Origin of the sequence: Vibrio sp. V12_P9A6T4, from assembly GCF_963874835.1 — a bacterium.
Taxonomy (GTDB): domain Bacteria; phylum Pseudomonadota; class Gammaproteobacteria; order Enterobacterales; family Vibrionaceae; genus Vibrio; species Vibrio anguillarum.
Window position 1 is genome coordinate 1 of record NZ_CAWNJO010000070.1, and the last position, 23,089, is coordinate 23,089.

The following is a 23,089-nucleotide window of genomic DNA, read 5'->3' on the forward strand; positions in this document are numbered from 1 at the left end:
TTGTCATCCCTAAACCACCGCCTTGGGCGGTGGTGATTCAACCTTGGGGCTATTGCCCGAAGGAGTGCCCATGCTAGAAGTAAACCTCTTATTCACCACAAGTAAGAGGAAACTAAAAACATGGGCGATTATAGAAGTTCATCACATGTATATTGGCGTTGCAAATACCACATAGTTTGGACACCGAAATACAGATTTAAGATCTTGAAAGGGAATGTAGGTAAAGAGCTTTATCGCTCAATCTATATTTTGTGCAATATGAAAGATTGTGAAGTCTTGGAATTAAATGTTCAGCCGGATCACGTTCACTTGGTTGTGATAGTTCCACCAAAAGTTTCGATATCAACGTTGATGGGAGTATTGAAAGGGCGTTCAGCAATCCGCTTGTTTAACAAGTTCCCACATATAAGAAAGAAACTGTGGGGTAATCATTTTTGGGCAAGGGGATACTTTGTTGACACAGTTGGTGTGAATGAAGAAATCATCAGGCGTTACGTAAGGCACCAAGACAAGAAAGATCAAGAATATGAGGCGCAGTTAGAGTTGAAGATAAACTAGCAGCGCAGGGATGCCCCCTTATAGGGGGCTATAAACCAAAGCCGCCTTCTAAGAAGGCGGATTTTTACTATAAAACTCTGTTGTGGAGGGTAAATGCAAGTAGTAAACTTGCTGTGGATATGCAACTGGCACTTAGGATGTTAGGTACAAATACAATCGCGGTTACTGCTACTAACTGACGTGACGCCAAATACCCTCCTAAATCAAAGTCTCATTTACTGGAGCCTATCTAATAAAACTAATAAAAAATAATTAAATAAACCTAGGCTAGGTTAACTCTATGAAAATAATATCATCTTTAGGCTCACGGCTGACAAGCAGTCTGCCTATTGAAAAAAAACAGCGGGCTCTGGTAGAGTTCGTCATCAATACTTATCAACCACAGCAACGGGCTGATCTTTTTCGCGCCGTTACAGATCACCGCAAAAACCAATTACTCAACCTATTTCCTGAACATCACAATAAAAGCTTCTCAGTACTGTTTGAATTGATGGACTACCGAGAGCTCATCCGGCGCTATCCGAATACATTCGGTGAAGAGATAGCACATCTTGAGCAAGCCGTCAGCGAGTGTTATTCGCATTGGCTAGATTTCTGGTGTGAATGCGAAATTGCGGCTATAAAAACACTATTCCCTATCGAAGCAGATGCTCCTCCTCGTATCGAACTGCCACTTAAAGACTGTGCTTACCGTGGTTTTTTGATCGACCAGATAGAGGATTCTGAACTTTGGGTCACAACGCCCAGTCACCCGCAAAAAATGCCCATCAAAGATGCGATCACCTTGAGCAATCTTGAGCTATTTATTAAAGGCGAAAAGTGGTACGAGATGCTGCCTTTATTGTCCTTATCACAAAAAGGGAAGCACTTTGTTTTACTCAAGCATCCTAATAACGAAGCATCTCCCACACTGGTCGCTTCAATGTTGGTACAAGATTGGTCAGTAAATCAGACTTGGCTTAGTTACGCACAGCAATTCAGTAACGAACAGTGGCAATTCTGTTTACCCGATCATAGTTACGATGTTTTGATGGAATTACAGCTTTTCAAACCAGCATTGTCGAAATGCGACTCTCTCCCAGAATTCGATCATCAATTTCGGCGACAATTGACTGGTACGCAAGCGGTCTGTGAAGTGCTGCGTTTAACCGTCAGTGGTAACGCTCAACAAAAGCTCTATTTTCTCTACCTTGCTCAAAAAAAGCTCATCCAAATACTAAATCAAATGGGGTATAAAATTGGTTTCACCATTATCGAACAACCTTTCATACTCAATTTTTATCAAACTATCGAACCAAAATCGTATTTCCGTTCTGGATATAACGACTTAAATAATAACGGAAAACAAAGTTATCGTGGATTCTGGATTATTGAAAGGATGGATAAGGTTTTCAGTGATACCAATTTTCGTGACTATCGACATGCAGTTTCTCAGCGTAGGAAGTACGATTTAACCAAAAGGAAAGAGAAAGAGTATGCTTAACCTCAACTTAGATCCAATTCTCTATCCCAAAGCGATAACGCTTATCGCAGCAGTAGCCATGGTGCTCGTTTGGTTAACTTACTATTGCTATCGTCTTAAACAAAAAAATGAAGTAATTTTTGGCACACACCACGCCTCCTACATCGCTTATTCCTCGTGTATCATCGCTTGGATAGGAAGTAATGCATATTTCCATACTGATTGGCTAGTTGAGCTTGGTGTAAATAGAGCAATCTTTATGGCAGAAATTGCCAATATTTCTGCATCCCTTGCATTTGTTTTTGCCTACTATTTCTCATGTCAGCTCTCTGCCGAACAAAGAAAAGGCAAAGTACACCTTTGGCAACGGCTGATATTTATTACTATAGCGGCCTACTCCGTACTTATTAACTTGCAATCTAACCTCACGGTGAAACATGTTGATATTGTCGGACCGAGCGAGTTTGTCATTGAATTTGGGCCCCATACACCTTACTTCTTTAATGCCATGCTATGTTCAGTGATACTGACGTTATTTAACTTGGTCGTAATGCGAACCAATAGTAGTAAGTTAGCACTGGCCAAAACCAATTATATTATTGCAGGTATATTGGTATACATGCTTTCAACACTAGTTATCCACATAGGAATCACCTTTTTCTTTCAAGATTTCTCACTCTCTTGGCTGCCTCCGGCACTCTCCATCAGCGAAATGATGTTTGTTGGCTATGCTCTTATCACTTCACGCTTCTACAGTGTGAAATACCTTGCTTACCTGTGTCTCAATACTGCGTTAGTATGTGGGGTTTTATTCATACCGCTCGGCGCGATCTTCATCCCTCTCACCGACAGCAACCAATGGCTGATTGCAATACCACTCTGTGCACTTATTGGTATTACTTGGAATCCACTCTACAAACGCTTGAGCCGTTACGCCTCTTTACTGATTTACGGCAATCAGCAGACTCCTGTAGAGCAAATTCTCGCTTTGGAAGACGATTTCAAGCGGTCAATTGATGATGCGATGCGCCGTTTAGGCCAGTTATTGTACATCGCCGATGATAAGCTGCAGTTCGTTAATAGTAACTATAACGAAACCGTCTACGAACGTTACCTTTCATCCAAACAAACCGCACTAGTGTTTGATGAATTGTTTGAAAAATTAGACAACAAAACCGCGGCAAAAAACTCGATCAAAGCCCTCTATGACAAAATGAGCTCAAACAATACAGCGTTGGTTATGCCGCTGTTTGGCCACAGCAAATTGGTCACACATTTATTAATCTCGCCACACAAAATCAATAACCAGATGTTTTCTAATGAAGAAATCGCTGCACTTCAAACCTTGCTAACACGAATACAAAGTATTATTGAAGCGGATAGACGTGTCTGCCAAAGTCGCGCATTAGCGAATTCAATTGCGCATGAAATGCGTAACCCGCTCGCTCAAGTACAATTGCATTTTGAAATTTTAAAGCAACATATTGATAGTCAAGCGCCCGCACAACAAATTAAACAGGATATTGAAAACGGCCAAGCGGCTATTCAACGTGGGCGGCAGTTGATTGATATTATCTTGCGCGAGGTCAGCGATAGTTCGCCTGAACACGAACCGATTACAATGACGTCGATCCACAAAGCCGTTGATCAGGCGGTCAGTCAATATGGCTTTGAGAACGAGAAAGTAATTGAGCGAATTCACTTACCACAACAAGATGACTTCGTAGCAAAACTTAATGAAACCTTATTCAACTTTGTTATTTTCAACTTGATTCGTAACGCAATTTATTATTTTGATTCCTACCCAAATAGCCAAATTGAGATCACAACTCAAATCGGTACTTATGAAAATATTTTAATCTTCAGAGATACAGGCCCGGGGATTGACGACGCCATTTCTTATAAGATTTTCGATGACTTTTTCTCTTATCAAAAAAGCGGAGGCAGCGGTCTGGGGCTCGGCTATTGCCAGCGTGTCATGCGCTCTTTTGGCGGCCGAGTTGAATGCAAATCGAAACTGGGGGAGTTTACAGAATTCCACTTATACTTTCCTATGGTACCCAATGCTCCCCAAGCCGACTCGCTTCGTACTCCTGATTTCAAAAGTTGGCAACAACCTAAACCGAATACAGAGCAAAGAACCGTTGACGATATACAACCAATCGATAAGCCATTTCTAATCAATAACAAAGCACCCACGGTGCTCATCGTTGACGATAAAGAAGTACAACGCTCACTAGTTCAAATGTATCTGAACCAACTTGGTGTTAACAACTTGCAGGCAAACAACGGTGAAAATGCAGTAGAAATCTTTAAAGCGAATTCCATCGATTTGATTTTGATGGATATTCAAATGCCAGTTATGAATGGTTTTGAAGCCAGCAAAATCATTAAGGCGCATTCTCCGCAGGTTCCTATCATTGCGCTGTCAGGTGAATCTGGCGAACGTGAGCTAGAAATGATTAGCAAGCTGATGGACGGTCGTTTAGAGAAACCGACGTCATTAAATGCGTTACAGCAAGTAATCAGCCATTGGTTAAATAGAGACGTTGTACCCAATGCTCATACAGCAAAGAGTGGAACGGTTATTTGACGTAATTGAAGACACCAACATCCAAAGAAAAACTCAGCCAGTACCAAAACCATTTCAGTGCTGGCTGACATTTTAAAACCGCATAATCTATTATAAACCGTCTACTACCTACACTCGCCAAGCCTTGACCTGAGCTCCCCCAAGTGGTTCTAGCTGAATATCTAATGAACCCATGCAAGTTACACATGCAATAATTACATATGCGCCTTGTTGTAAATCTCATTTCATGAACGACAGGGTTGAGCACCGCACCTTTTCAGTCTATTGTTTGTAGCGAAAGACAGGTTCGACTTGAACAACACCTTTGCTTGCACACTTTTAGCCGCCTATTTTTGGCGGCTTTTTTCTTACTAGGCAATTATTTTCTTTTTAACAGCGCGATACACTCTTCGTAGTGAGGGGCATAATTAATCAGAGCCGCAAAAGCGGCTCTGATTAATTATGTGTTGAAACAACCATAAATTGATATCAACGATTTCTTTTACTTCAATAGCTTACTCAAAAAGCAACCATATGTTGATATCGCTTAAAACAACCATATGTTGATATTTTTGTGACAGCAACGTGGAAAACCTGATAGCTCTGTAAGAAACTTTCTTACTTAAGTCATCCATATGCTTGATTAGCTGTTACACATAGCTGTGTATTTGACATTACTTAGCTCGATCTCAATAGCTAAAAAGCTATAGAACTCGTGGTAAAGACTTTTCCTGTTTAAATAGTCTGCTAGGCAAGTAAACTCTTGCTCCAACTCCTTCCTCAAATATCCTGGAATTACCAAAAACTCTATTTCTTGGCAAATGCCAATGCGTTCATCTAGTGAAGTTGATACACCATCCCACGTATCCATACTCCCCTCGACAAAACAGTGCAGCATCTTTTCTGGTGAAGCCGGTTCGTAAGAACTTTTCCCACGGCAGAATATATCTGAAAGGGCATATGGGCCGTGAGCAATAGCCGTTTCCTTACCTTTTCTATGCATACTTTGTACAATTATTTCGCGTTGCAACTCTGGCTGCCTAGTTAATATAAGATGGTAGATTGAATAATGAACATGATACTCATTAAGAAAGCTAATTTGCCCTAAACCAAATTTCCTAAATGGCGGGTAATTTCTATAATCTTTATCAATAGTTTTCCATTCCCAATATTTATCAATCTCTCGATTGAGTTCTCGCAAGACGTTAGACATTTTTTGGGCATAAAGAACACCTAACTCTATACCATCTTTGGCATCATCGAAGTAATTAATGCCTCGATCATCTTTTCGAGTAAACGTAACGTTTGTATACCCAGCTAAAGAAGCGCAAGGCGACTCCTTAAATCTTTTATATAGAGACACCTCGTCAAAGTCATGCTTGAGAAAGATAGTGCTTGTATCAAGATACACACCACCATATTTTTCCAAAAGCCTAAGCCTAATAAGGTCGCTATGGTTTCCATGCTGAATACTCGGATCACCAGTCTTCTCTATTAGCCGATGAAAGTATGGCGGCAAGGAAATGTAGTTTTCAATATAATCAGGCGAACGCTTGTCTTGTGTAGTAATGATCACAACCCAATCACTACCACTTAACCTAGACTCTAAGTTTTTTATATTTAGAGCATGACCGATAGGCATATCCTCCTTGGAAGAATGCCAGTAAAAGAAAACAACTTTTTTACTTGCCAGCCTATCACTATTTTTAATTCGGGCTAACGCATAGTCGACATCAGCAATTTCAAATTGATTCATATCCTTGATATCTCCAAAATCGACCAAGCCTTTACTCTGGACAACTTCAAAGCTTCTACTTGCTGATGGTTGCCAAATATTAAAATACTTAGTCTCAGGATAAATAGCGACGACATCTTTATTTAACACTTTAGAAACATGGACAAGAGATGTGTCTACCGAGATCAATAGCCCTGCATTGCGAATAATTGGAATTACACTCTCAAAACTTGCTATTCCTTTTACTAACTCCACATTAGGCAAGTCAAGGTCATCAACCAACCGTGTTGCTGACTGTATAGAATCCGGAGAGTACATGAGACCAAAGCTACAATCACAGTGAGACGCTGCTAGATGCATGATAAGAGACTTAGTTTTATCGATAGAAAGTGATTTGTCTTCCCGACTCCCGTAAGGGTTGATCAAGTAATCATAACTTTTTGTAACGCTCTCATTCTCTACATATAAACAAGCACCAACCATAGCATTTTCCTCGCCCGTGACCATATCGGTAATCAACTGGTAGAGTTCATAGATATCATTATGTTTCGAGTTATCTATGAATGCCTTACTTGATATTTTTAAAGAACTATCGGTACTAAACACAACTTTAGGGTTTAAGAGCAAAGCAAATAAGACGTCCTTTACACCTAGCTTGCCAAATAGTGGGATAAGAGCATCACATTTCTTCACATTGAATGCGACCGCAACTAGATTAAGCCAACTAAAATTGTTATCAATTCCGTGAAAGGAATCTACTTGAATCACCGAATTGTAGAGAGTACGCAATGGCTCATTGGTAATGACGCTCACTCTTATGCCGCTGCGGAACGTCAGGAGTTTGATGATAGGAGCCGAAGCAATGGCGTCACCGTATTTACCATTCCAATTAACGAAAACGACATGTTTGATGTCGCTATTTTTCTTCGAAAACCGCTTGATGAAGGCAAATAACCTATCAAGAATCTGTATCAAGCTCTCTCTAAGCGCTGACAATCGAGCCACCTTTTAATTAAGACTTAAATGCTTTTCTACGTACAGCAGAGAGTCTTTATATTTTGAATGCTTACTGTATCCATTGTTCATTGCGTAAACATATAGTGTTTCTAGAACGTTAGTGGGTATGCATGCAATTTTCTGAGTCAGCGCTTCATAATTACTAGGATCTAGAAGTATGTTGTAGGTTTTCATTACAGGTATTAAATTCTCGTTGCAGACGCTTTCAATAAAGGTCTGACAAATCCCTCCCTTAAGACAACTCGTATTCAATACATTCTCTATTTCTGGCATGCGTTCAACGAGAACAGGATCCACGACGGCTGCATAAATCGAATGAAATGACTTAGCACCTTGCTGCAATGCTGAACTTACTACTTTGTCTGCTGTTGCGCCCGTTATGAGGACATCGTCGCCAAAGAACAAGTGAACATTCCTGTTCTTGTAGAACCCCTCTCCGGGCAAGATATGATCTCTGACCTTTGAGATTTCTTCCCTTTCTTCCTGAGATAATTGCGCATAGTTTTCAACAGGTGGGTCTAGCCGTGGCAACTTTACATTTATAATTGTCGGATAATTGTTTCGCGCCAAAAACACGTTTATCTTTCGAAGGGCGATATCGAATATTAAATTCGATGAAGATTCTATATTCCTCGAACCTGGGACAATCAACACCAACGTGTCGGTATCCATTTCTAGTCCTTGAAACAATTGATATATTGAGCTTTGCGTATCATCAAACCGGGATATAAAAGTCGAAACAACCATTTCAGACAAGGTGATGATGTCTTTCATGCTTCCGTGCTTTGCTCTGCTATAAGTTTGAGCAAAATCATTCGCATCCTCCCTATCAAGGATGTGATAAAAACCAGAACTATCATGCGAGATAATGACCGAAGTAATGGTGTTGAACTGTTGGTTATATGCTTTAACCGACATCTCATTGGAGCACATTTTGCCACATGATTTTTTTCTCAGCTCTTTAAAGGATTCAAAAGAAAACTCTGTTCGTTCCTTTTTAATATTTAGTCTCATGAGCACTTCCCTTTCAACAACTGATTTATAAGTAAAACAACAGGTCTTCTTGCTTCGTAGTAAGTTACAGTGTCCATTCCAGCTTTTACGCATAGTTCTAGATTCTCACGAACTCCAAAACCAACATTTAGCGGAGAGTGGGCATCTGAACCGATAGTAAAACTCAAGCCTTGTTCTACCATTGCCGTAACGAGGTCATAATTTGGATAAACAGCTTTACCCTTGGTTTTACACTTTGTTGCAGGGTCGTAGTTCGACTTGGTAAGAGAAGAACAGTTAATTTCATAGGCAACATCATGGACTTTCATCTCTTGTACAAGAGGAACAAATCGTTCACAGAACTCGCGCTCCCCTATGCCTCCTCGCATGATAGTATCGGGGTGAGCAATAGAATCAAAAAAGCCGCTTATTATCATTTTATGTAAGTAAGAAAAATAGTTATCGAGAAACTCTATGGTCGATAAGTTCTCAACATCCCATACATTAATTTTAATTCCGTTAACATAGACGTAATGTATTGCTCCGATGACATAATCTACTTCTACAGATTTTATGAGGCTGGCTATGTAATCCTCATGTTGTGGATGATAATCAATTTCCAAGCCAACAAGAACTTTGATCTTTTCTGAATACTTGGCAGCCATAGACCTGACTTCCTTGACATAGTTCGCTAATTCAGATTCTAAAATTCGATTTTCGCTGTCTACGAAGTATGGTGCGTGATCTGTTAAGCACAAGATTTTAATGCCTTGAGCGATAGCTGACTTTACAACATCTTCAACTTCACCTTTAGCATGCTTTGAATATTGACTATGAGTATGGAGATCTAACATGCCAAGTCCAACCTAATTTCTGTGTAGATTTCCTTCATCAACCAATAAGGGTTATTTACGGTTTCAATTGCTTTACTAATAACTTCTCTATCCCCCAAAGAAAAGATCGCTTCTCTAAACGGCTCCTCATACAGCTTTCGCATAACTTCATTTGAGAGCAAAACTTGTTTTATGAGTTCATAGGATATTTTATCTTCATGGATGTTTCCCAGACGTCTTATTTCGAGACCATACAAATACACGTCACCGTTAGGTTTAATCGTTACATCTAAACCATTCTCTTGCTTGTTGATACTACCTAACGTGAACGGCTTACCTGTTTTCTGTTCTATACTGTCGATGTATTGCCACATGCTCATATATTGTTCATACATACCATGTGGCTTGACCAGATTCTTGTAATCAATTCGGAATTCAGTGCCTTCTACTTCGACTACATCCTCGAGAGCACCTGTTGATCTAACTTTGGCGTTGAAGCCAATAGCTTTGACTTGGTCAATGAGATATCGTCTTGTGAACTCCCTGTCAGGGTCAATCGAACGGAAGGACAGTGTCAAATTGCTATACGTACCTTCTTTGAAGTCATCGATGCATTTACCATGTGGCAGATGTTTAAGCTTGGGTATGTGGTGAGAATCAGAACTAAGTCTTATGTTGCACTGATCGCCATTGGCTTCAACTATTCTATCAATCTCTCTAAAAGCACTTTTAAGTTTCTCATGCTCTAAGTATCCGCTAGTTATGAACTCAAACTGTCTATTTCCTTTTGAAATAGCAAGAATCTGATAGAAAACGTGGATGTTGTTAAGTGGCTCACCTTCTCCACTGACGGATATTCTTTTTACTTCTGGATCATTTATTAACCTAGACAGGTTAGTGATAGCTTTAGAAGATAGCTTCAAGTGACTCTTTGCGTGCTTTTCTGTGTACATACAAAAATCGCAGCCGATACCACAAAATTGTGTAATATCAATATACAACAGGTGATTAGTTAGTTTCATATTGTCTCAAATATACTGCTTTTCTATTTCGCGAATTGGAGTTGTGTAATTGCTCTTGATTAGTATCAACACCTGAAATCTAAGGCATGTTATTCCGAGCTCCTAATAATAAAAGGCAGCCCATTTACGACAAGATTATTCTCAGAAGAGATCCTCCATTCATTTGTAATTAAATTATCGTCCACTTCTATATTTTTATCGTAACGCTCGCTGAGGTAATGAAAGTTCTGGTTTGTCGAACCGACCCAGTTCCTGTTTGTTTCTGGTTGATGATGATCATATTCCCCATCAATTAATAGATCGGTAAACTGAATCAGCTTTAACGCGCCTTTAAACTTCTCGTCACTAAGTTCCTCCATGTTGTAACCAGTAAATATCATGACGGTTAACCCCAACTCTCGAGTGAACTTAGCGATATCAACCAAGCCTGCCGCCTGTAAAAACGGTTCCCCGCCCAGAAGCGTAATCCCCTCTATTCCATAGTTTTGATAATTGCTTTTAATACGCTGGCAAATGTCTTCTGAAGACAATACCTTTGCTGGTTTTATCTCCAGAAAAGCCGGATTGCAGCAACCGCGGCATCTTTTTAGACAACCCTGCACCCAAATCGCCGTTCTTAATCCCGGCCCTTCCGCATTGGTTTGGTCAACAACGGCGGCGATGTTCAGATAACTCATCGGAGGATATCAAAGTCGAAAGACTTACCCGCTTGAACAACCGAGATAGTTTTACCAGCAAGCGCATTCGCATCATCAACTTCTTCAAACAGAAATTGAGCCAACGGGTCAAAGAGACAAGAGACCAATGCATTTAATACGCCTCGTCCACCACTTTGCGGGTCGACCTTATCGATGATGGTGCTAAGCGCTTGATCTTCATCCTCGAAAACTAAATCGGAAATTAACCATTTTTCCTTAAGGCGATTCTTTAACGGCTCAAGTTTGGTTTTTGCTATGGAAACAAGAAATTCTCTATCTTGCATGAAGTTGAATGGAACGATATTGGCTTCACCAATACGACCCAGCAGCTCTGGACGTTTCAGTTCATTTACAAAGTGATGGCTTACGGCGCTCTTAAACGCTTCAGCGGTATTGTGCCCCGGCTGAATAGTGCTCGCACCAATGTTTGACGTAAAGACGATAAACGTATCAGAAAACATGATGGTTTCACCTTTACCGTCAGTTAAGCGTCCGTCTTCAAGTATTTGTAGGAATTTATCCAGAATTCGTGGGTGCGCTTTTTCTATCTCGTCAAACAACAACAGAGAAAAGGGACGACGTTTTACTGCATTAGTAAGTTGTCCGCCTTCTTCGAAACCAACGTAGCCCGGAGGAGCACCAATTAATCGCTGGTCAGCGTGTTCATGATTGAACTCAGACATGTCAAATCGCAGGCATGCGTCTTCATCACCGAATAAAAAACTTGCCAGTGATTTAGCTAACTCGGTTTTACCCACACCGGTCGGTCCAACAAAGAACAATGCACCTTTCGGGGTTCTGGAACGGGAGGAATGTTGCAGGCCAGAAAGTCCGGTGTAGGCTCGGATCAGTACTTTTTTAACCGTTTCTATTGCTTCCTGTTGCCCTTTCACTCGGCGGCTTAGCGTTTCTGTGGTTGTTTTTAGCTTGTCGCGATTGAGTTGCTCCCAAGGCGACTCTTTCTTTCCATAGCGATACAGAGAGACGAGCGCATCGATACTCAGCGAGCCTTCTTGTTGGCGGGATAGTCTAGCCAGGTGGTTGATGTCTCTGAGTGTCAGGGCATCAGTTAAATCTGCCAGATCTTCCAATGCACGTGAGCCGGAGCTTAGTGTTTCATCCACATCAAAAACATGAGCGAGAGACAGAATGGCTTGCTTTCTGCTCTCTCGATTAGGCAGCGGAATGTTAACTTCTGAGAACTGGGGGTTTCCTAAATAAAGAGAAGGCGGCAAGATACTTGCGCCCTGACACATAAACACCATCAGACTTTGAACCTTATCTACTTCACTTGCCGTGACAGCGTCGCGAGCGTTACGAAGACCTTGGGAGATCTGCAATAACCAACCGCGCTCTTGCTCTGATAATGCATTAACCTGACCAAATAAATAGTTCGACCAATCGATGATAAATGCCGTCTTCGCCGCGTTATGATCAAGCATGACACGCTGCGCCATTGCGAAGAAATCTTCTGGTGTTATCTCTGTCGTCGGGTTTAACGTTTCAGTCTCGGAACCAAAATCTTCGCCCAAATCGTAATCATCTCCCTCCAATTCATCGGTAGATGATTGCAACTGTGACTGCAAATTTTGCCACTCTTGTGCTGTGACACCTGAAATCCCGCTCACACGGGAATAAAATACCACATGTTTAAAGCCCGCTTTTTTAAGGCTGCTATCTAATACTTCTCGCATCGGCATGATGCTATGTTGCGCCGAAAAAGCTAAATCGATCACATTGCCACTTAAGACGATACCGCGACGTAGCTTTGCCTGACGTAAAAAATCATCAAGCCAACCCGCTAATACTTTGTTATTCATTGCGCCTACTTGTTCATTCGTTGTGTTTGGGAAGGAATTGGTTTCATTTCCGCATCTTCATCGTCCGGGTTACTCCATAAGACACGAGCTTCTGACAAATCTACGCCATAAATATCCGTGAGTTTTGGCAAGACTTGTTGAATGTCCTTCTGGCAGGTTTGGCCTTTGTAGTTGTCAAACTTGTAGGTGCACTGACCATCAAGTTCTATCTGAAATAAGGCTCTGTTCCCAGCGGGGCGAGATGCGGCAATCAAGACTTCATCCTTGCCTTTATTCTTTACTAATTTGGGCTTTTGTACATGGAATCCAGCTTCTTGGAGAGATTTGTAAACGGCCTTGACCATCTCACGTCGTACTGCTTCTTCTTCAATGGCGGTATCCATTTGCTTACTTATCTCATTGAGTAACTCCTGACTTTTTTCTGGCTCATCATTTGTTTTTCTTCTTACCAACTCGAGCTGCTCAGTCAGGCCAAGCGCTTTTTCTTGAGAAAGATTTTTCACGATATCTTTAGAGATCACTTGAGTAAGCTCCGCACTCGCTTCCTTCTGACTTTGCTTATTTATTTGTTCCCGCCGTCTGTGAGCTCTCTGTTCAGCTTCGATCTTTAGGTTGCCCAAAGCCGTTTTAATATCGTCTTCGCTAACACTTCTCTCGTTTGAAAAAAGGGTCGCATACAGCTCATTCAATTCTCTTAGTACCGCATTACGGCTAAGCTTATCATTCCAGTTCAATAGCTCTTGTTGCCATACGTTAAGCAAATGACTCTTGTGCTGGCGCTCCTTTTCCTCTTTCTCCTTCAATGCAGCCACATATGCCTGATGCTCTGCGTGTTCCACTTCTTTTCTTATGCTACGAGCATTACGTGGCAATGCATGTATTGCCTGACCAATGGACATGCTGATTTCACGCGCTCTAAATGGGTCATTATGCAGCTCTCTTTGCAGATTATTGAGCTGACTACGCAATCGGGTGTAGTCACTTTGGACAAACTCTTCTAGTCCCTGCGCTAACACGTCTGATAAGATTGCTTCATAACGGTCTACGTATTCTTGCGTGGTCTGTCTGACTCGACGCGCTGCAATTTCCCGCTCTCTTGCCAAGCGATATTGGCGCTCGTGATATTCACTCATTTCGCATTTCCTTGCTTACCAATATAATGGTTTACATGCTGGGTTGGGATGTTTTCTGCGTTCGCCATGTTTCGCAGGTTCTTATCTTCAGTCACTAGTAGAACCTTTCCTAATCGATAGTAGGCAGCGACAGACAGCACTTTTGCATCTGCTGTGTTGTTTCTGTTTTTCTGTAGCAAGTTCAAATGTTCCTGCTCATAGTGCTGGCCTTCAGGCAATCGCATTAATCTGTCTATCGCTTTTCTTGCTTGTTTGGCCTTTTCACTGAACTCGCCTTTTTTCTTGTCCATTTTCAATCCGTCAAGTTCATCCAAAACAACCGCTGGTATCACCAAATAGTCGGATGATTTGATTTGGTCGAGCAGTGGTAGCCTGTGCATTAAACAGTTGGTATCAATCACGACGACCCGTTTGTTATCTGCTCTAGACGCGGAAAATGAAGAAGCAATATGTTGCTCAAGCCGATCAATGCGAGCTTCAGCAAGCTTCAATGAAGGCACGTCCAAACACTGTGACGGCACTACGTTAGACAGTTTTTTAAGTGCCGCTTTCCAGTCTGTGATTAACGTGAACAGTCGGTGATCAGCCGTGACATGTGCCAAGTCGCCAGATTCAAAGTAACTTTTCCCCGCCATATCCTGAATAGCAAAATAAGCCTTGGACAACTCATTCAGCACTGTTGTCACCATAAGGTTAGGGATAACTTTTCTCTCAGATAACGAGTGCTGAATAAGGGCAGTCACACACGTTGGGAGTAGCTTTTGACTCGACAGATGTTTATTCGCAAACAGCGCCTGATACTGTTCCAGCTCTTCTAAATTCGCGACAGGTAGTACTTTGTTTTCAAAAAGTTTTGCGCTTACGTCAGGGACGACATTTTTGATCCTGTCGTAGTATTGTTTAACGTTTCCGATGTCAGTTGTTGGCAAACGTTCCACCGCTTGTTCCACGCCCAATAATGATGAAAACAGTATGACATCGACGTCGTTTGTTTCTAAAAGGTACTGTTTAATATCCTCCCAAAGTTCCGAGCCACTTAGTTTTACTGCCAAGTCAACGCGTCTCGGCTGGCCAGCAAAGTGAACCGTTGTATTACCTGCGTGGATCTCAAACGCATTAAAATTGCTATCAATATTCAACGCTTCTAGGCTATCTCTCGCCTCAACTCGTTGTTTAGGAAGAGTAAGTAGATTCCCAGATAGAGAAACGTCATCCTCTGCGGCTAAACATATTGTCGGCAGTTTGCTGACATCCACACTTTCCCGAGTCACAATAAGCCTCGATGCACTAATATTGTTCAGTCGCTTGGTATGCTCGGGAGCGGCTAAGGCTTTGACCTGCTGCCATTTGAACGATGGTAATTCGATCTCCGCATGGTTTGAAAAACAGTCCTGTACGATTTGAGACCATAAAAACTCTTTGTCTGCCGCATTCAACCAACTCAGAAAAGACTTTTCCGACGAGGTGACATTCACGTTTCCATTGGTATCGATATCGAGAGAGAGTGTTTTAATGTCCCACGAATTTTCTGATAATTGCGGTTTTACACGTTCAATTCTTATATTTGGCTTACTTTGCCACTCACCACGAATGCGCTCTTCAACAATGCCTTCTACAACTGCTAAGGTCACGTCTATTGAACGAGGATTTATTGAAGCTACATCATCATTGACGTCTTTTCGCAAACCGTTTTTGTTTACGAGCTTTCTTAGTACCGGATGATAATAGTGAGTCTCTGACGTATTTTTGTTACTACTAGGCAATGCATTATCGGCCAAAAATTTTTTTCCGCTTGGTGTTACATCAAAACTATCCAGCGTCAGTGTTCCTCCTTCATCTATCGACAGTCCGTGCATAATCTCAACGGCATTAAAGTCCATCAGATACCTGAGCCCTTCAATGAAAAATACTGAATCCGTCTTTAGTTCTTGAGTAATCTGATCAATGCTTTGGTGGCCCAAGTCATTCCGATATTTAACCAATAATTGCAGGAAGCTTTTTTCAAAAACCGTTGGTTTACGAATAGTTTGATAAGAAATCTGAGAGTTTATCTCATATACAGGCACGGCTATTTTATGGTTTTGAAGGTATCTCATTTACGCGCCCTCTCTTTTCTGTTGCTTGTCGACTCTTCTTTAATTCGCATCTCTGAAGCAGGGAATATCCGAGCAGCACGATCGAGATCTCCAAAGATGTTTCGATACACCTGCTTTTTCTGAGTCCCCGGTGCATCCATATTCGGGAGATATACATCCCTTTGCTCCAACATATTTCTCGCACCAAAGACGATTAACAAGTTTTGTGCACGGGACATAGCAACGTTAATAAATTCATACCGAGCAACATTGGCTCTAGCAGAGCGTCGTTTGTTCTTTGGTCCGCCATCATTTCTGACCAAGCTAATCAAAATGATCGGTTTCTCTTTGCCCTGATAACGAATTACCGTATTGATTTCCACGTGAATCGCATCAAACTGAATGTTTCCACCATTAACTTTGCGGATTTCATCTCGGATAACACGACACTGAGATGCATAGAACGATACCACTCCAACTTTCTGTTTCTTTTTCTGGCTGAAGCCATTTTGTCTGGACTGCTCATTTATGTTTTTCAGCGTATGCGCAATCAAGCGGGCTTCAAGCCTGTTGGTACGCTCTTCGCTTTCTCTAAATGAATTTCCCTTGAGGTCATAGGATGTATCGATCCAGAGTATATGGTCTTCAACAAGATACTCATCGCCATCTTTAGCGCACCGCTTTTCGCTTGATATAAGTTTGTTGTTTTTTCCATCGATAACAATGCCATGCATGTGCCTTCTATCCTGGTTCTCCTTATTGATTTGTTCACTCTTCTCAGGAGAATCAAAACCATATCGCAGCTGTCCTTCATAAAAATGATTAACGATTTTCATGATTTGTGGATGCATTCGATACTGGACAATTAACCGCTCGCGTATTGAAGGGTCCGCATTTTCAAAATGCTCCTTAAACAAGGACGCCGTCACCAACTTCTCGAAGCGACGAAGGTTATCTTTGGTGAGTATCTTACTATCCCCTTCCTCCATGGCTTCTTCGGCTTTATCCGTAAAGGCTTGCGCGTCCTGACTTTCCTGAAATACAGGCGGCAACTGCCTATGGTCCCCAACTAGAATGGCTCTGCGGGCACGCATAAGTGGCAGAAGTAATTCAACTGGTGTCGCTTTAGATACCTCATCAATAACCACCGTATCAAAGCTTTCCACCCCCGCATTTTTTAGCGTCTGTTCGCTTTCATTACATGAAATGGCTATCAGATTACAGTTCTCAACAAAGGTATTTTCAATGTGCGCCCAATCAGACTGCGCCGCATTGTTCTCTGAAAGGTTTTCAGCCCAGTCAGAGAAAAAACCTTCCCAAGGAGCTCTGATCTGACTTTCTTCCAGTAACTCGGAAGACTGTTTGTTCAAACACTGTTTAGCGTTACTCAATTGCAGTTCAAAGTCTTCAGACTCAGCAACGTTCCGCTCGGACAATAGCTTGCCTGCCTGATTCTTAGACTTTTGAAGATTACTCTGTAGCTTTCTTAACTTATTCTCGCAGTTTGCCAAAACTGACTCGCTGTGTTTAATCGCATCATCATTCGGTGCTTCTGCGTTTCCGCTTTCCTTCAACCAGCCTTCTTGATCGTTGGCCACGATTAGGATCGCTTGTTCTATAGAATCATAAATGGTGTCTAGTTTGTTTATACGCGCCGAAAGTAATTGTTCCGTTTCCGATGCATTACTTACATTAGCAAAGATTTCTTTATCCGCAAAACATGAATAGGTCTGCTCATCTAATCCAGATTGTTGTTCTCTAAGCTTCTTAATCTGCCTTCTTGTATTACGCCATTGATCTGCTAGAACATTGCTATCGTCGGTTTCCATTTTGACGATAAGGAGCTTCTCCTCTTCTTCCAGCTTAGACAGCCGTACCTGCGTTTCGTCATCTTGCAAACCACCCTCGCCAACAGCTTGCAAACGCAATATATCGTGCTTCATTTTTTCAATACGATTTTTCACATCGCGCCAAATAGGCAGCGTTTTACCTATGATTAGGGCTAAGCTTTCTGGGTTGTCTGTTGGCTCGTAACAATGGAAAAAATCCGGCAACTTAATCTGTATCTCTGACAACTTAAACAAGCGATGAATCAACATATGCGCACTTTGAGGGAAAAAATCTGCTTGCGTTAAATTACCCTCACCGTGTTTGAAAAATGCAATGCTTTGGTTTGTCGCCTGTCTTTGCTCCTGAAGGTGAGCGTATTGCTCATTAGCTTCGTCAAACGACTTTCTTACCTGAAGAAGTTGACCGCGGCCTGCTTTGAACTCAAGTTGAGTGTCACTGTGTGCTTTTTTCGCTTTTGCTATATCAGCCGCAACGAAATCTGCGCGGTCAATCCATTGTTGAAGCTCAGTGATTTCATCTTTTTTGATCTGTTGAGGTTCAATCCATGATGTTTGAACGTGTGTACGCAAGCTACTGTAATAACGGTCAAGGGAGCGATGTTCAGAGAAGACCAGCCCTTCTTCAGTAATTTTCCCCTGCCCTCGTGCTAAGCGGATCGCTCTTAATTCAGGATGGTTACGTATACAACTCAAGCAATTATCAATAGCATCATGCGACTGACTGGCAAGCAACACGGTTTCTCCTTGTCTCGCCAGTTGCAAAATTGCTTCTGCGATAACCGTCGTTTTACCGGTTCCGGGAGGGCCCTGAACTAAACACAAGTCTGGCGCACCCATCATTTTTGCTACGGCATTTTTCTGTGCATCATTGAGCGCTTCATTAAACCAAGTCTCTACTATTGGAAGCTGCTCTAATTTGTTTGCCTGATTGATATCGAAGAGGTAGCTAGACAGATAAGGGGAATAACAATTTTCATTTTGTCGCAGGTTTTTGATCGTATATTCATGTCGTTTGATAAGCGCCAAATCCCCGACTGAAGGAAATGAAATAAAGCCTTCTTTGGGCACACTGTCTAAAAGCTCTTTCCTGATATCAAGATATTGAAGTGGATTGTCATCACCTTGCGTTTCTTCATCATCGCTTGGATCGTCATGCGTTGCGTTGTCGAGTTTGTTTTTCCATTCTTCTGGTAACTCGATGGTAACTGTTGCTAGAAGTGGCTTATCTATTCCCTGCTCGTGAAGTTCAGTCAGCAACCCGGAGAACGGTTTGCTCTGATTAGCATCTATCACGCTTAACTGACCTTTCAATTGACCGAGTTCCATGCCTCTAGGTATACGATTGGCAAGGTTTTTATCACTGATATTGAATTGCCAGTTGTCTGTCGAAATACCTAGCTCATACGCTTCAAGATCTTTTCGTCTAAACACATGACTTGCATGTTCTAACTCTTTTTTGCTTCCACCTATGACCAAAAACTCAAGTTGATCTTGTTCATTTAGGTCGAACTTTAGATAACGTAAACCTATCGTTTTTTCATTAACCAATGCTCGTTTGAAGGTTAAGAAGTCCAACCATTCTTTAAGGCGATCGGCGGTCTTTACAGAGATGAGCGGGAGTTCTAGGGCGAGTTTTGGGGTTAACACGTTGTCACGTGAGTTTCGCTCTGGCGTCAATGAGGATGCGGTCGCAAGTAACTCAACTTCATAAGATGCTGCGCTGTCATCGTTGTGCGTAGTAAAAATATCTTCTGGGATAAATACCGGATCTCTTTTTCTGACTGGCCAATATCCACGGATAGAAACAGTGCTGTTAGGAGGTAGAAGGTCGATGAAGCTTCCATGATTCGGCAACCTGATAGCTAGAGCGATACGCTTATCAGAGTTATCCTGAAGAGAAAGGTTGGCGACAAAATAAGACAACGGAATGTTCTGAGGGAAAAAGTCAGAAAGGAATTGCTCTAATTGCTCCTCTTCATCTTTAGAAACGCGCTTATAATATAAAGCTAACCGCTTGTTTTTACCTAATAGCCGCTTAAATGAACGCAATAAAAAGTCATATTTACTGTTGTTTTCATTGCTCCAGTATAGCGTTCCTTTCAAAGCATCAGGTGACGACTTTTGAATACCACCTCGCGACGAGTAAAAATTGAACTCTTCAACATTTGACTCTTCTATATCTATTCCTGGTTCCTGTTCGTTTTTATCTTGCGTAGATAACTGTTTAAAAAAGTCTCTTAACACAACAACCTCTAATATCTTATATTATATACATAACGCTATTCAGCAATATTATCCAATACTTAAAGCCCTATCAGTAACTTCAACTAACCCTTTAAAAAAACGAATACATTTTTCTGCTTCTGGTTTACTGATTAGATGTGAGGTCTGCTTATCCGTTACTGAACGATGAACTGCATCTCCTCTCTTTTTGATCCAGTCATTTAGCTTTGCTCTAGTGCGCTCTTTATTTTCATAACCAGGCCATGACCAATACTCTGTTACATCTACCCCCAAAAAACGTTCAAATATATCTTTCGTTTTCTTGCTATTCGGGGTGTGGAAGTACTTGAGGTCATTCTCAAGGGTTTTGTTTATGAAATTCCCGATCTGACAGCCTTGCAATACTTTCGTCTGTCTTTCAACCTCTTCACTAATCTTGTCTTCCACATACGTTTCCCAAGCAGTTAAAGTCATAATTAATGCTGCACGCTTTAATTCTTCAGGATCTCTACCCAACTCAGGGATGTTCTTCATATGTTCATATGCTTCTAAAATGCGTTCCGCATCTTGAATCGAAACATCAAATACACTTTTAGCTTGGCACATATAAATTCCTTCTATTCTGGTTGGTTGACCAGCCGTATTGTTTACAAACAAATTTTACATTTCCTAAAGACATTACTATCTAGTACCTTTTAATCCCCTGCGTTTCAGATAAAGATAACGAATGTATTAAGTCTAACCTTTCGGTTTCACGGATAGTTCCGACGTACTCAAATAAGGTACTTTCCCAGAAGGAACTAGATTTGCGGCTTTATCTAAATGCACGTCCTGGTCATCAAAAAAGATATGTGGACGAAACGCTTTGAGAACTTTTGTCTTCTCTACTCCTCCGAGAAAAAAGGCTTCATCAACGTATACCCCCCAACTACGCAGTGTTTTTATAACTCGCATCTCAGATGGACTATTTCGAGCAGTTACAATTGCAATACGAACAGGAGAATACTCAACACGCATTGGTAAGCGCTCTTGAAGAGTTGAAAGCTTTTTAAGCAAGCTAGCATAAGGACCTTCTTCCATGGGAATATTTTGCTTTTCATCTTCTTGAGCATGAAATGCTGCAATCCCTTGTGTTTTGTAAACTAATTCGCTTTCTTCAGAAAACAACACAGCATCACCATCAAATGCAATACGCACCTGACCCTCTGGGATTTCAGGAGCATCATGAGGTGGCTCTTTTAGAATTGCAGCAGCACACAACTTTGAATCAATAACTTTTTGTGCATCTTCCACGCTGGTTGTTAAAAACAGATCAACATCAAAGGCGTCTAGATAATCGGGAACAGATTCTCCAGCAGTAAATGCAGAACGCGTGATATTGAGTTGGTCATATCGAATAGTATTCAATACCCGCAAACCAGTGTCAGGGCTATTACGAGACATCACCACTACTTCCACTAGAGGAGAATTTCCAATTTGATACTGATTTAAGCCAAGTAGAGCCTTCACTAAATGCCACCCCGTTCCCGGAGATAGCGGTTCATTTTCATGCTCACGCATAAAATCTCGGTATTTTTCAATCGCAGTGTCGGGGTCTGATGTTTTGGTATCACGGAAGATACGATCTGACTCTTCCATATCATAAAGCGCGGTGGCACTAACGCCTATAACAAGAGTGTTTGATAAATCCAATGGCATCGTTATACCTCACCTATCTTAAATAATTATAAAAATCAGAACCATATATTTAAATCTATCATCGTTACAACTGAGGAATATCACAAAATTTCCATATGCTTTTTTGCACGTTTTGCTACATATATGGCACTGTCGGTTAACTCAATAACTCGTGTTGCTACAATTTCCGTCAACTGACATACTGCCGCTGTTATCAGACATAACAATAATTAGCAATGGTCGTGCACTCTGAACCTGACATTGTTATATTCTCTTTTATTTAATAACCGCTAATATACGTTATTTATTCTGTAACTATCGTAGTTAAGCTCACAGCAATTGCTGTGGTGACCATTCTCTGCCCTGCATTTCTCGCCGCGACGATAAAACCGATAATGGCAATACCAAATACCCAAACGGAATCAAAACCAATTTGTGCCATCTGTATGTCTACCAACAATTTCGTCAACACCAAGATAACCGCACTAATCAAGGAAACCGCTGCTGCATCCCGGTAAAGCAAATACGATTTATGCGTTGTTGCTACTTCATCCTGATTTGTTACCGGTCGATAAAATTCCCGATACCAGTAACTATTTTGGCTTTTGTTGTCAGATTTAAGAGATTCATAATCAACCACTCTCGTCTTAAACAAATCGATATCAATACGAGTATCCTTTTCGGCAAGCTGAATAAATCGATGACCTGGTAATACATTTCGCCAACGAAGAAACACCAGTGCATTTTTTAAGTCTGCAGGGATAAGGTGGCTAAGCCACCCTGCTAATACACTAATTGCCAGCATAGTCCCCCCAGTATCCTTTAGGATATCCAGCAAACTGGTATCGAAGGTATGACGGTTAACCATAGTAACAGCAATAAGTTGAATAACCACTAACACAGAAAGTGGTGCGATATTTTTCGCTTTGAGAGATAAGCCAGCCATCTATGCCACCTCATCGTCATATTCATAGTGGTAAGGTTCTGGATCTAAACTATTCCAGCCGGCTCGGTTTGGGGCATTGTGATAATGGTGGATCCCTGTCCCTCTGGTGGCGAGAACTTTCACTCCTCGGTGAGTAAAGGCATTCATAACCACTTTTCTTGGGTGTTTTGGCTCAGCCCCTTTTGCGGTCGAAGCTATCGCTGTAATGCCGCGGGATTCTCCTTGTGCCACAGGCTCCCCGACTAAACGATTAAGTACCGTTTTCCCAATATTTCGTTTGCTACCATGGTGAGGAATTTGTATAAATCGAAGGTCTGCAGTTTGACTGTAGTGGCATAGTGAATTTGGTCACTTAGTTAGAGGTGATATCATCACCTCATAAGTTAACAGGTGACATTATGACAAAACATACAAGACGACTATTTAGCGCAGAATTTAAGTTAGAAGCAGCGCAGCTAGTCTTAGACCAAAATTA

Annotated in this window: 16 protein-coding genes; 3 read left to right on the forward strand and 13 right to left on the reverse strand. The window is 41.5% G+C overall.

Going from position 1 to position 23,089, the window contains the following annotated elements; all coding sequences use genetic code 11:
- Positions 1–120 precede the first annotated feature (120 nt).
- The 3 genes from tnpA to luxN all read left to right on the forward strand — a co-directional run bounded on the left by tnpA (position 121) and on the right by luxN (position 4,613).
- On the forward strand, positions 121–558 hold the full coding sequence (tnpA, locus tag AACQ42_RS11520; RefSeq protein WP_064624342.1) for an IS200/IS605 family transposase: 438 nt from the start codon (positions 121–123) through the stop codon (positions 556–558).
- Positions 559–838: 280 nt separating this feature from the next.
- Entirely contained in the window at positions 839–2,041 is a 1,203-nt protein-coding gene (gene vanM / locus AACQ42_RS11525; protein ID WP_094166065.1) for an acyl-homoserine-lactone synthase VanM, read from the forward strand.
- Complete coding sequence (gene luxN / locus AACQ42_RS11530) at positions 2,034–4,613, forward strand: quorum-sensing autoinducer 1 sensor kinase/phosphatase LuxN (RefSeq protein ID WP_094166066.1); 2,580 nt, start codon at positions 2,034–2,036, stop codon at positions 4,611–4,613. The genes vanM and luxN overlap by 8 nt, the downstream gene beginning before the upstream one ends.
- Positions 4,614–5,235: 622 nt before the next feature.
- Here luxN and AACQ42_RS11535 read toward each other — a convergent pair.
- The 13 genes from AACQ42_RS11535 to AACQ42_RS11595 all read right to left on the reverse strand — a co-directional run bounded on the left by AACQ42_RS11535 (position 5,236) and on the right by AACQ42_RS11595 (position 22,845).
- Positions 5,236–7,323 (reverse strand): capsular polysaccharide synthesis protein, encoded by a 2,088-nt coding sequence (locus tag AACQ42_RS11535; RefSeq protein ID WP_094166067.1) that lies wholly within the window; start codon positions 7,321–7,323, stop codon positions 5,236–5,238.
- 12 nt (positions 7,324–7,335) lie between these two features.
- On the reverse strand, positions 7,336–8,358 hold the full coding sequence (locus AACQ42_RS11540; protein ID WP_176429708.1) for a phosphoribosyltransferase family protein: 1,023 nt from the start codon (positions 8,356–8,358) through the stop codon (positions 7,336–7,338).
- Complete coding sequence (locus AACQ42_RS11545; RefSeq protein WP_094166069.1) at positions 8,355–9,191, reverse strand: histidinol-phosphatase; 837 nt, start codon at positions 9,189–9,191, stop codon at positions 8,355–8,357. Before AACQ42_RS11545 ends, AACQ42_RS11540 begins: the two co-directional genes overlap by 4 nt.
- Positions 9,185–10,192: a radical SAM protein gene (locus tag AACQ42_RS11550; protein ID WP_088729720.1), complete on the reverse strand. Its 1,008-nt coding sequence runs from the start codon at positions 10,190–10,192 to the stop codon at positions 9,185–9,187. Before AACQ42_RS11550 ends, AACQ42_RS11545 begins: the two co-directional genes overlap by 7 nt.
- Before the next feature lie 89 nt (positions 10,193–10,281).
- Positions 10,282–10,869, reverse strand: coding sequence for a 4Fe-4S single cluster domain-containing protein (locus AACQ42_RS11555; RefSeq protein ID WP_088729721.1), 588 nt, complete (start codon positions 10,867–10,869; stop codon positions 10,282–10,284).
- Positions 10,866–12,710, reverse strand: a complete 1,845-nt coding sequence (locus tag AACQ42_RS11560; protein ID WP_094166070.1) for an AAA family ATPase — start codon at positions 12,708–12,710, stop codon at positions 10,866–10,868. The genes AACQ42_RS11555 and AACQ42_RS11560 overlap by 4 nt, the downstream gene beginning before the upstream one ends.
- A gap of 5 nt (positions 12,711–12,715) precedes the next feature.
- Positions 12,716–13,843 (reverse strand): hypothetical protein, encoded by a 1,128-nt coding sequence (locus AACQ42_RS11565; protein ID WP_094166071.1) that lies wholly within the window; start codon positions 13,841–13,843, stop codon positions 12,716–12,718.
- Entirely contained in the window at positions 13,840–15,939 is a 2,100-nt protein-coding gene (locus AACQ42_RS11570; RefSeq protein ID WP_094166072.1) for a PIN domain-containing protein, read from the reverse strand. Before AACQ42_RS11570 ends, AACQ42_RS11565 begins: the two co-directional genes overlap by 4 nt.
- A complete protein-coding gene (locus tag AACQ42_RS11575) occupies positions 15,936–20,012 on the reverse strand; it encodes a DEAD/DEAH box helicase (RefSeq protein ID WP_094166073.1) in 4,077 nt (1,358 codons plus the stop codon). Before AACQ42_RS11575 ends, AACQ42_RS11570 begins: the two co-directional genes overlap by 4 nt.
- A 48-nt stretch (positions 20,013–20,060) precedes the next feature.
- Complete coding sequence (locus AACQ42_RS11580; protein ID WP_094166074.1) at positions 20,061–20,597, reverse strand: HEPN domain-containing protein; 537 nt, start codon at positions 20,595–20,597, stop codon at positions 20,061–20,063.
- A 132-nt stretch (positions 20,598–20,729) separates the two neighbouring features.
- Entirely contained in the window at positions 20,730–21,689 is a 960-nt protein-coding gene (locus AACQ42_RS11585) for a 5'-nucleotidase (protein ID WP_086581741.1), read from the reverse strand.
- Between the two features lie 283 nt (positions 21,690–21,972).
- Positions 21,973–22,614 (reverse strand): hypothetical protein, encoded by a 642-nt coding sequence (locus AACQ42_RS11590; RefSeq protein WP_094166075.1) that lies wholly within the window; start codon positions 22,612–22,614, stop codon positions 21,973–21,975.
- Entirely contained in the window at positions 22,615–22,845 is a 231-nt protein-coding gene (locus AACQ42_RS11595; protein WP_217898947.1) for a hypothetical protein, read from the reverse strand.
- Positions 22,846–23,089: the final 244 nt, after the last annotated feature.

What these genes read in the sequence shown, in the direction of transcription:
- tnpA (WP_064624342.1), top strand. Translation starts at nt 121, where the DNA reads ATGGGCGATTATAGAAGTTCATCACATGTATATTGGCGTTGCAAATAC.
- vanM (WP_094166065.1), top strand. Translation starts at nt 839, where the DNA reads ATGAAAATAATATCATCTTTAGGCTCACGGCTGACAAGCAGTCTGCCT.
- luxN (WP_094166066.1), top strand. Translation starts at nt 2,034, where the DNA reads ATGCTTAACCTCAACTTAGATCCAATTCTCTATCCCAAAGCGATAACG.
- AACQ42_RS11540 (WP_176429708.1), bottom strand. Translation starts at nt 8,358, where the DNA reads ATGAGACTAAATATTAAAAAGGAACGAACAGAGTTTTCTTTTGAATCC.
- AACQ42_RS11545 (WP_094166069.1), bottom strand. Translation starts at nt 9,191, where the DNA reads ATGTTAGATCTCCATACTCATAGTCAATATTCAAAGCATGCTAAAGGT.
- AACQ42_RS11550 (WP_088729720.1), bottom strand. Translation starts at nt 10,192, where the DNA reads ATGAAACTAACTAATCACCTGTTGTATATTGATATTACACAATTTTGT.
- AACQ42_RS11555 (WP_088729721.1), bottom strand. Translation starts at nt 10,869, where the DNA reads ATGAGTTATCTGAACATCGCCGCCGTTGTTGACCAAACCAATGCGGAA.
- AACQ42_RS11560 (WP_094166070.1), bottom strand. Translation starts at nt 12,710, where the DNA reads ATGAATAACAAAGTATTAGCGGGTTGGCTTGATGATTTTTTACGTCAG.
- AACQ42_RS11565 (WP_094166071.1), bottom strand. Translation starts at nt 13,843, where the DNA reads ATGAGTGAATATCACGAGCGCCAATATCGCTTGGCAAGAGAGCGGGAA.
- AACQ42_RS11570 (WP_094166072.1), bottom strand. Translation starts at nt 15,939, where the DNA reads ATGAGATACCTTCAAAACCATAAAATAGCCGTGCCTGTATATGAGATA.
- AACQ42_RS11580 (WP_094166074.1), bottom strand. Translation starts at nt 20,597, where the DNA reads ATGTGCCAAGCTAAAAGTGTATTTGATGTTTCGATTCAAGATGCGGAA.
- AACQ42_RS11585 (WP_086581741.1), bottom strand. Translation starts at nt 21,689, where the DNA reads ATGCCATTGGATTTATCAAACACTCTTGTTATAGGCGTTAGTGCCACC.
- AACQ42_RS11590 (WP_094166075.1), bottom strand. Translation starts at nt 22,614, where the DNA reads ATGGCTGGCTTATCTCTCAAAGCGAAAAATATCGCACCACTTTCTGTG.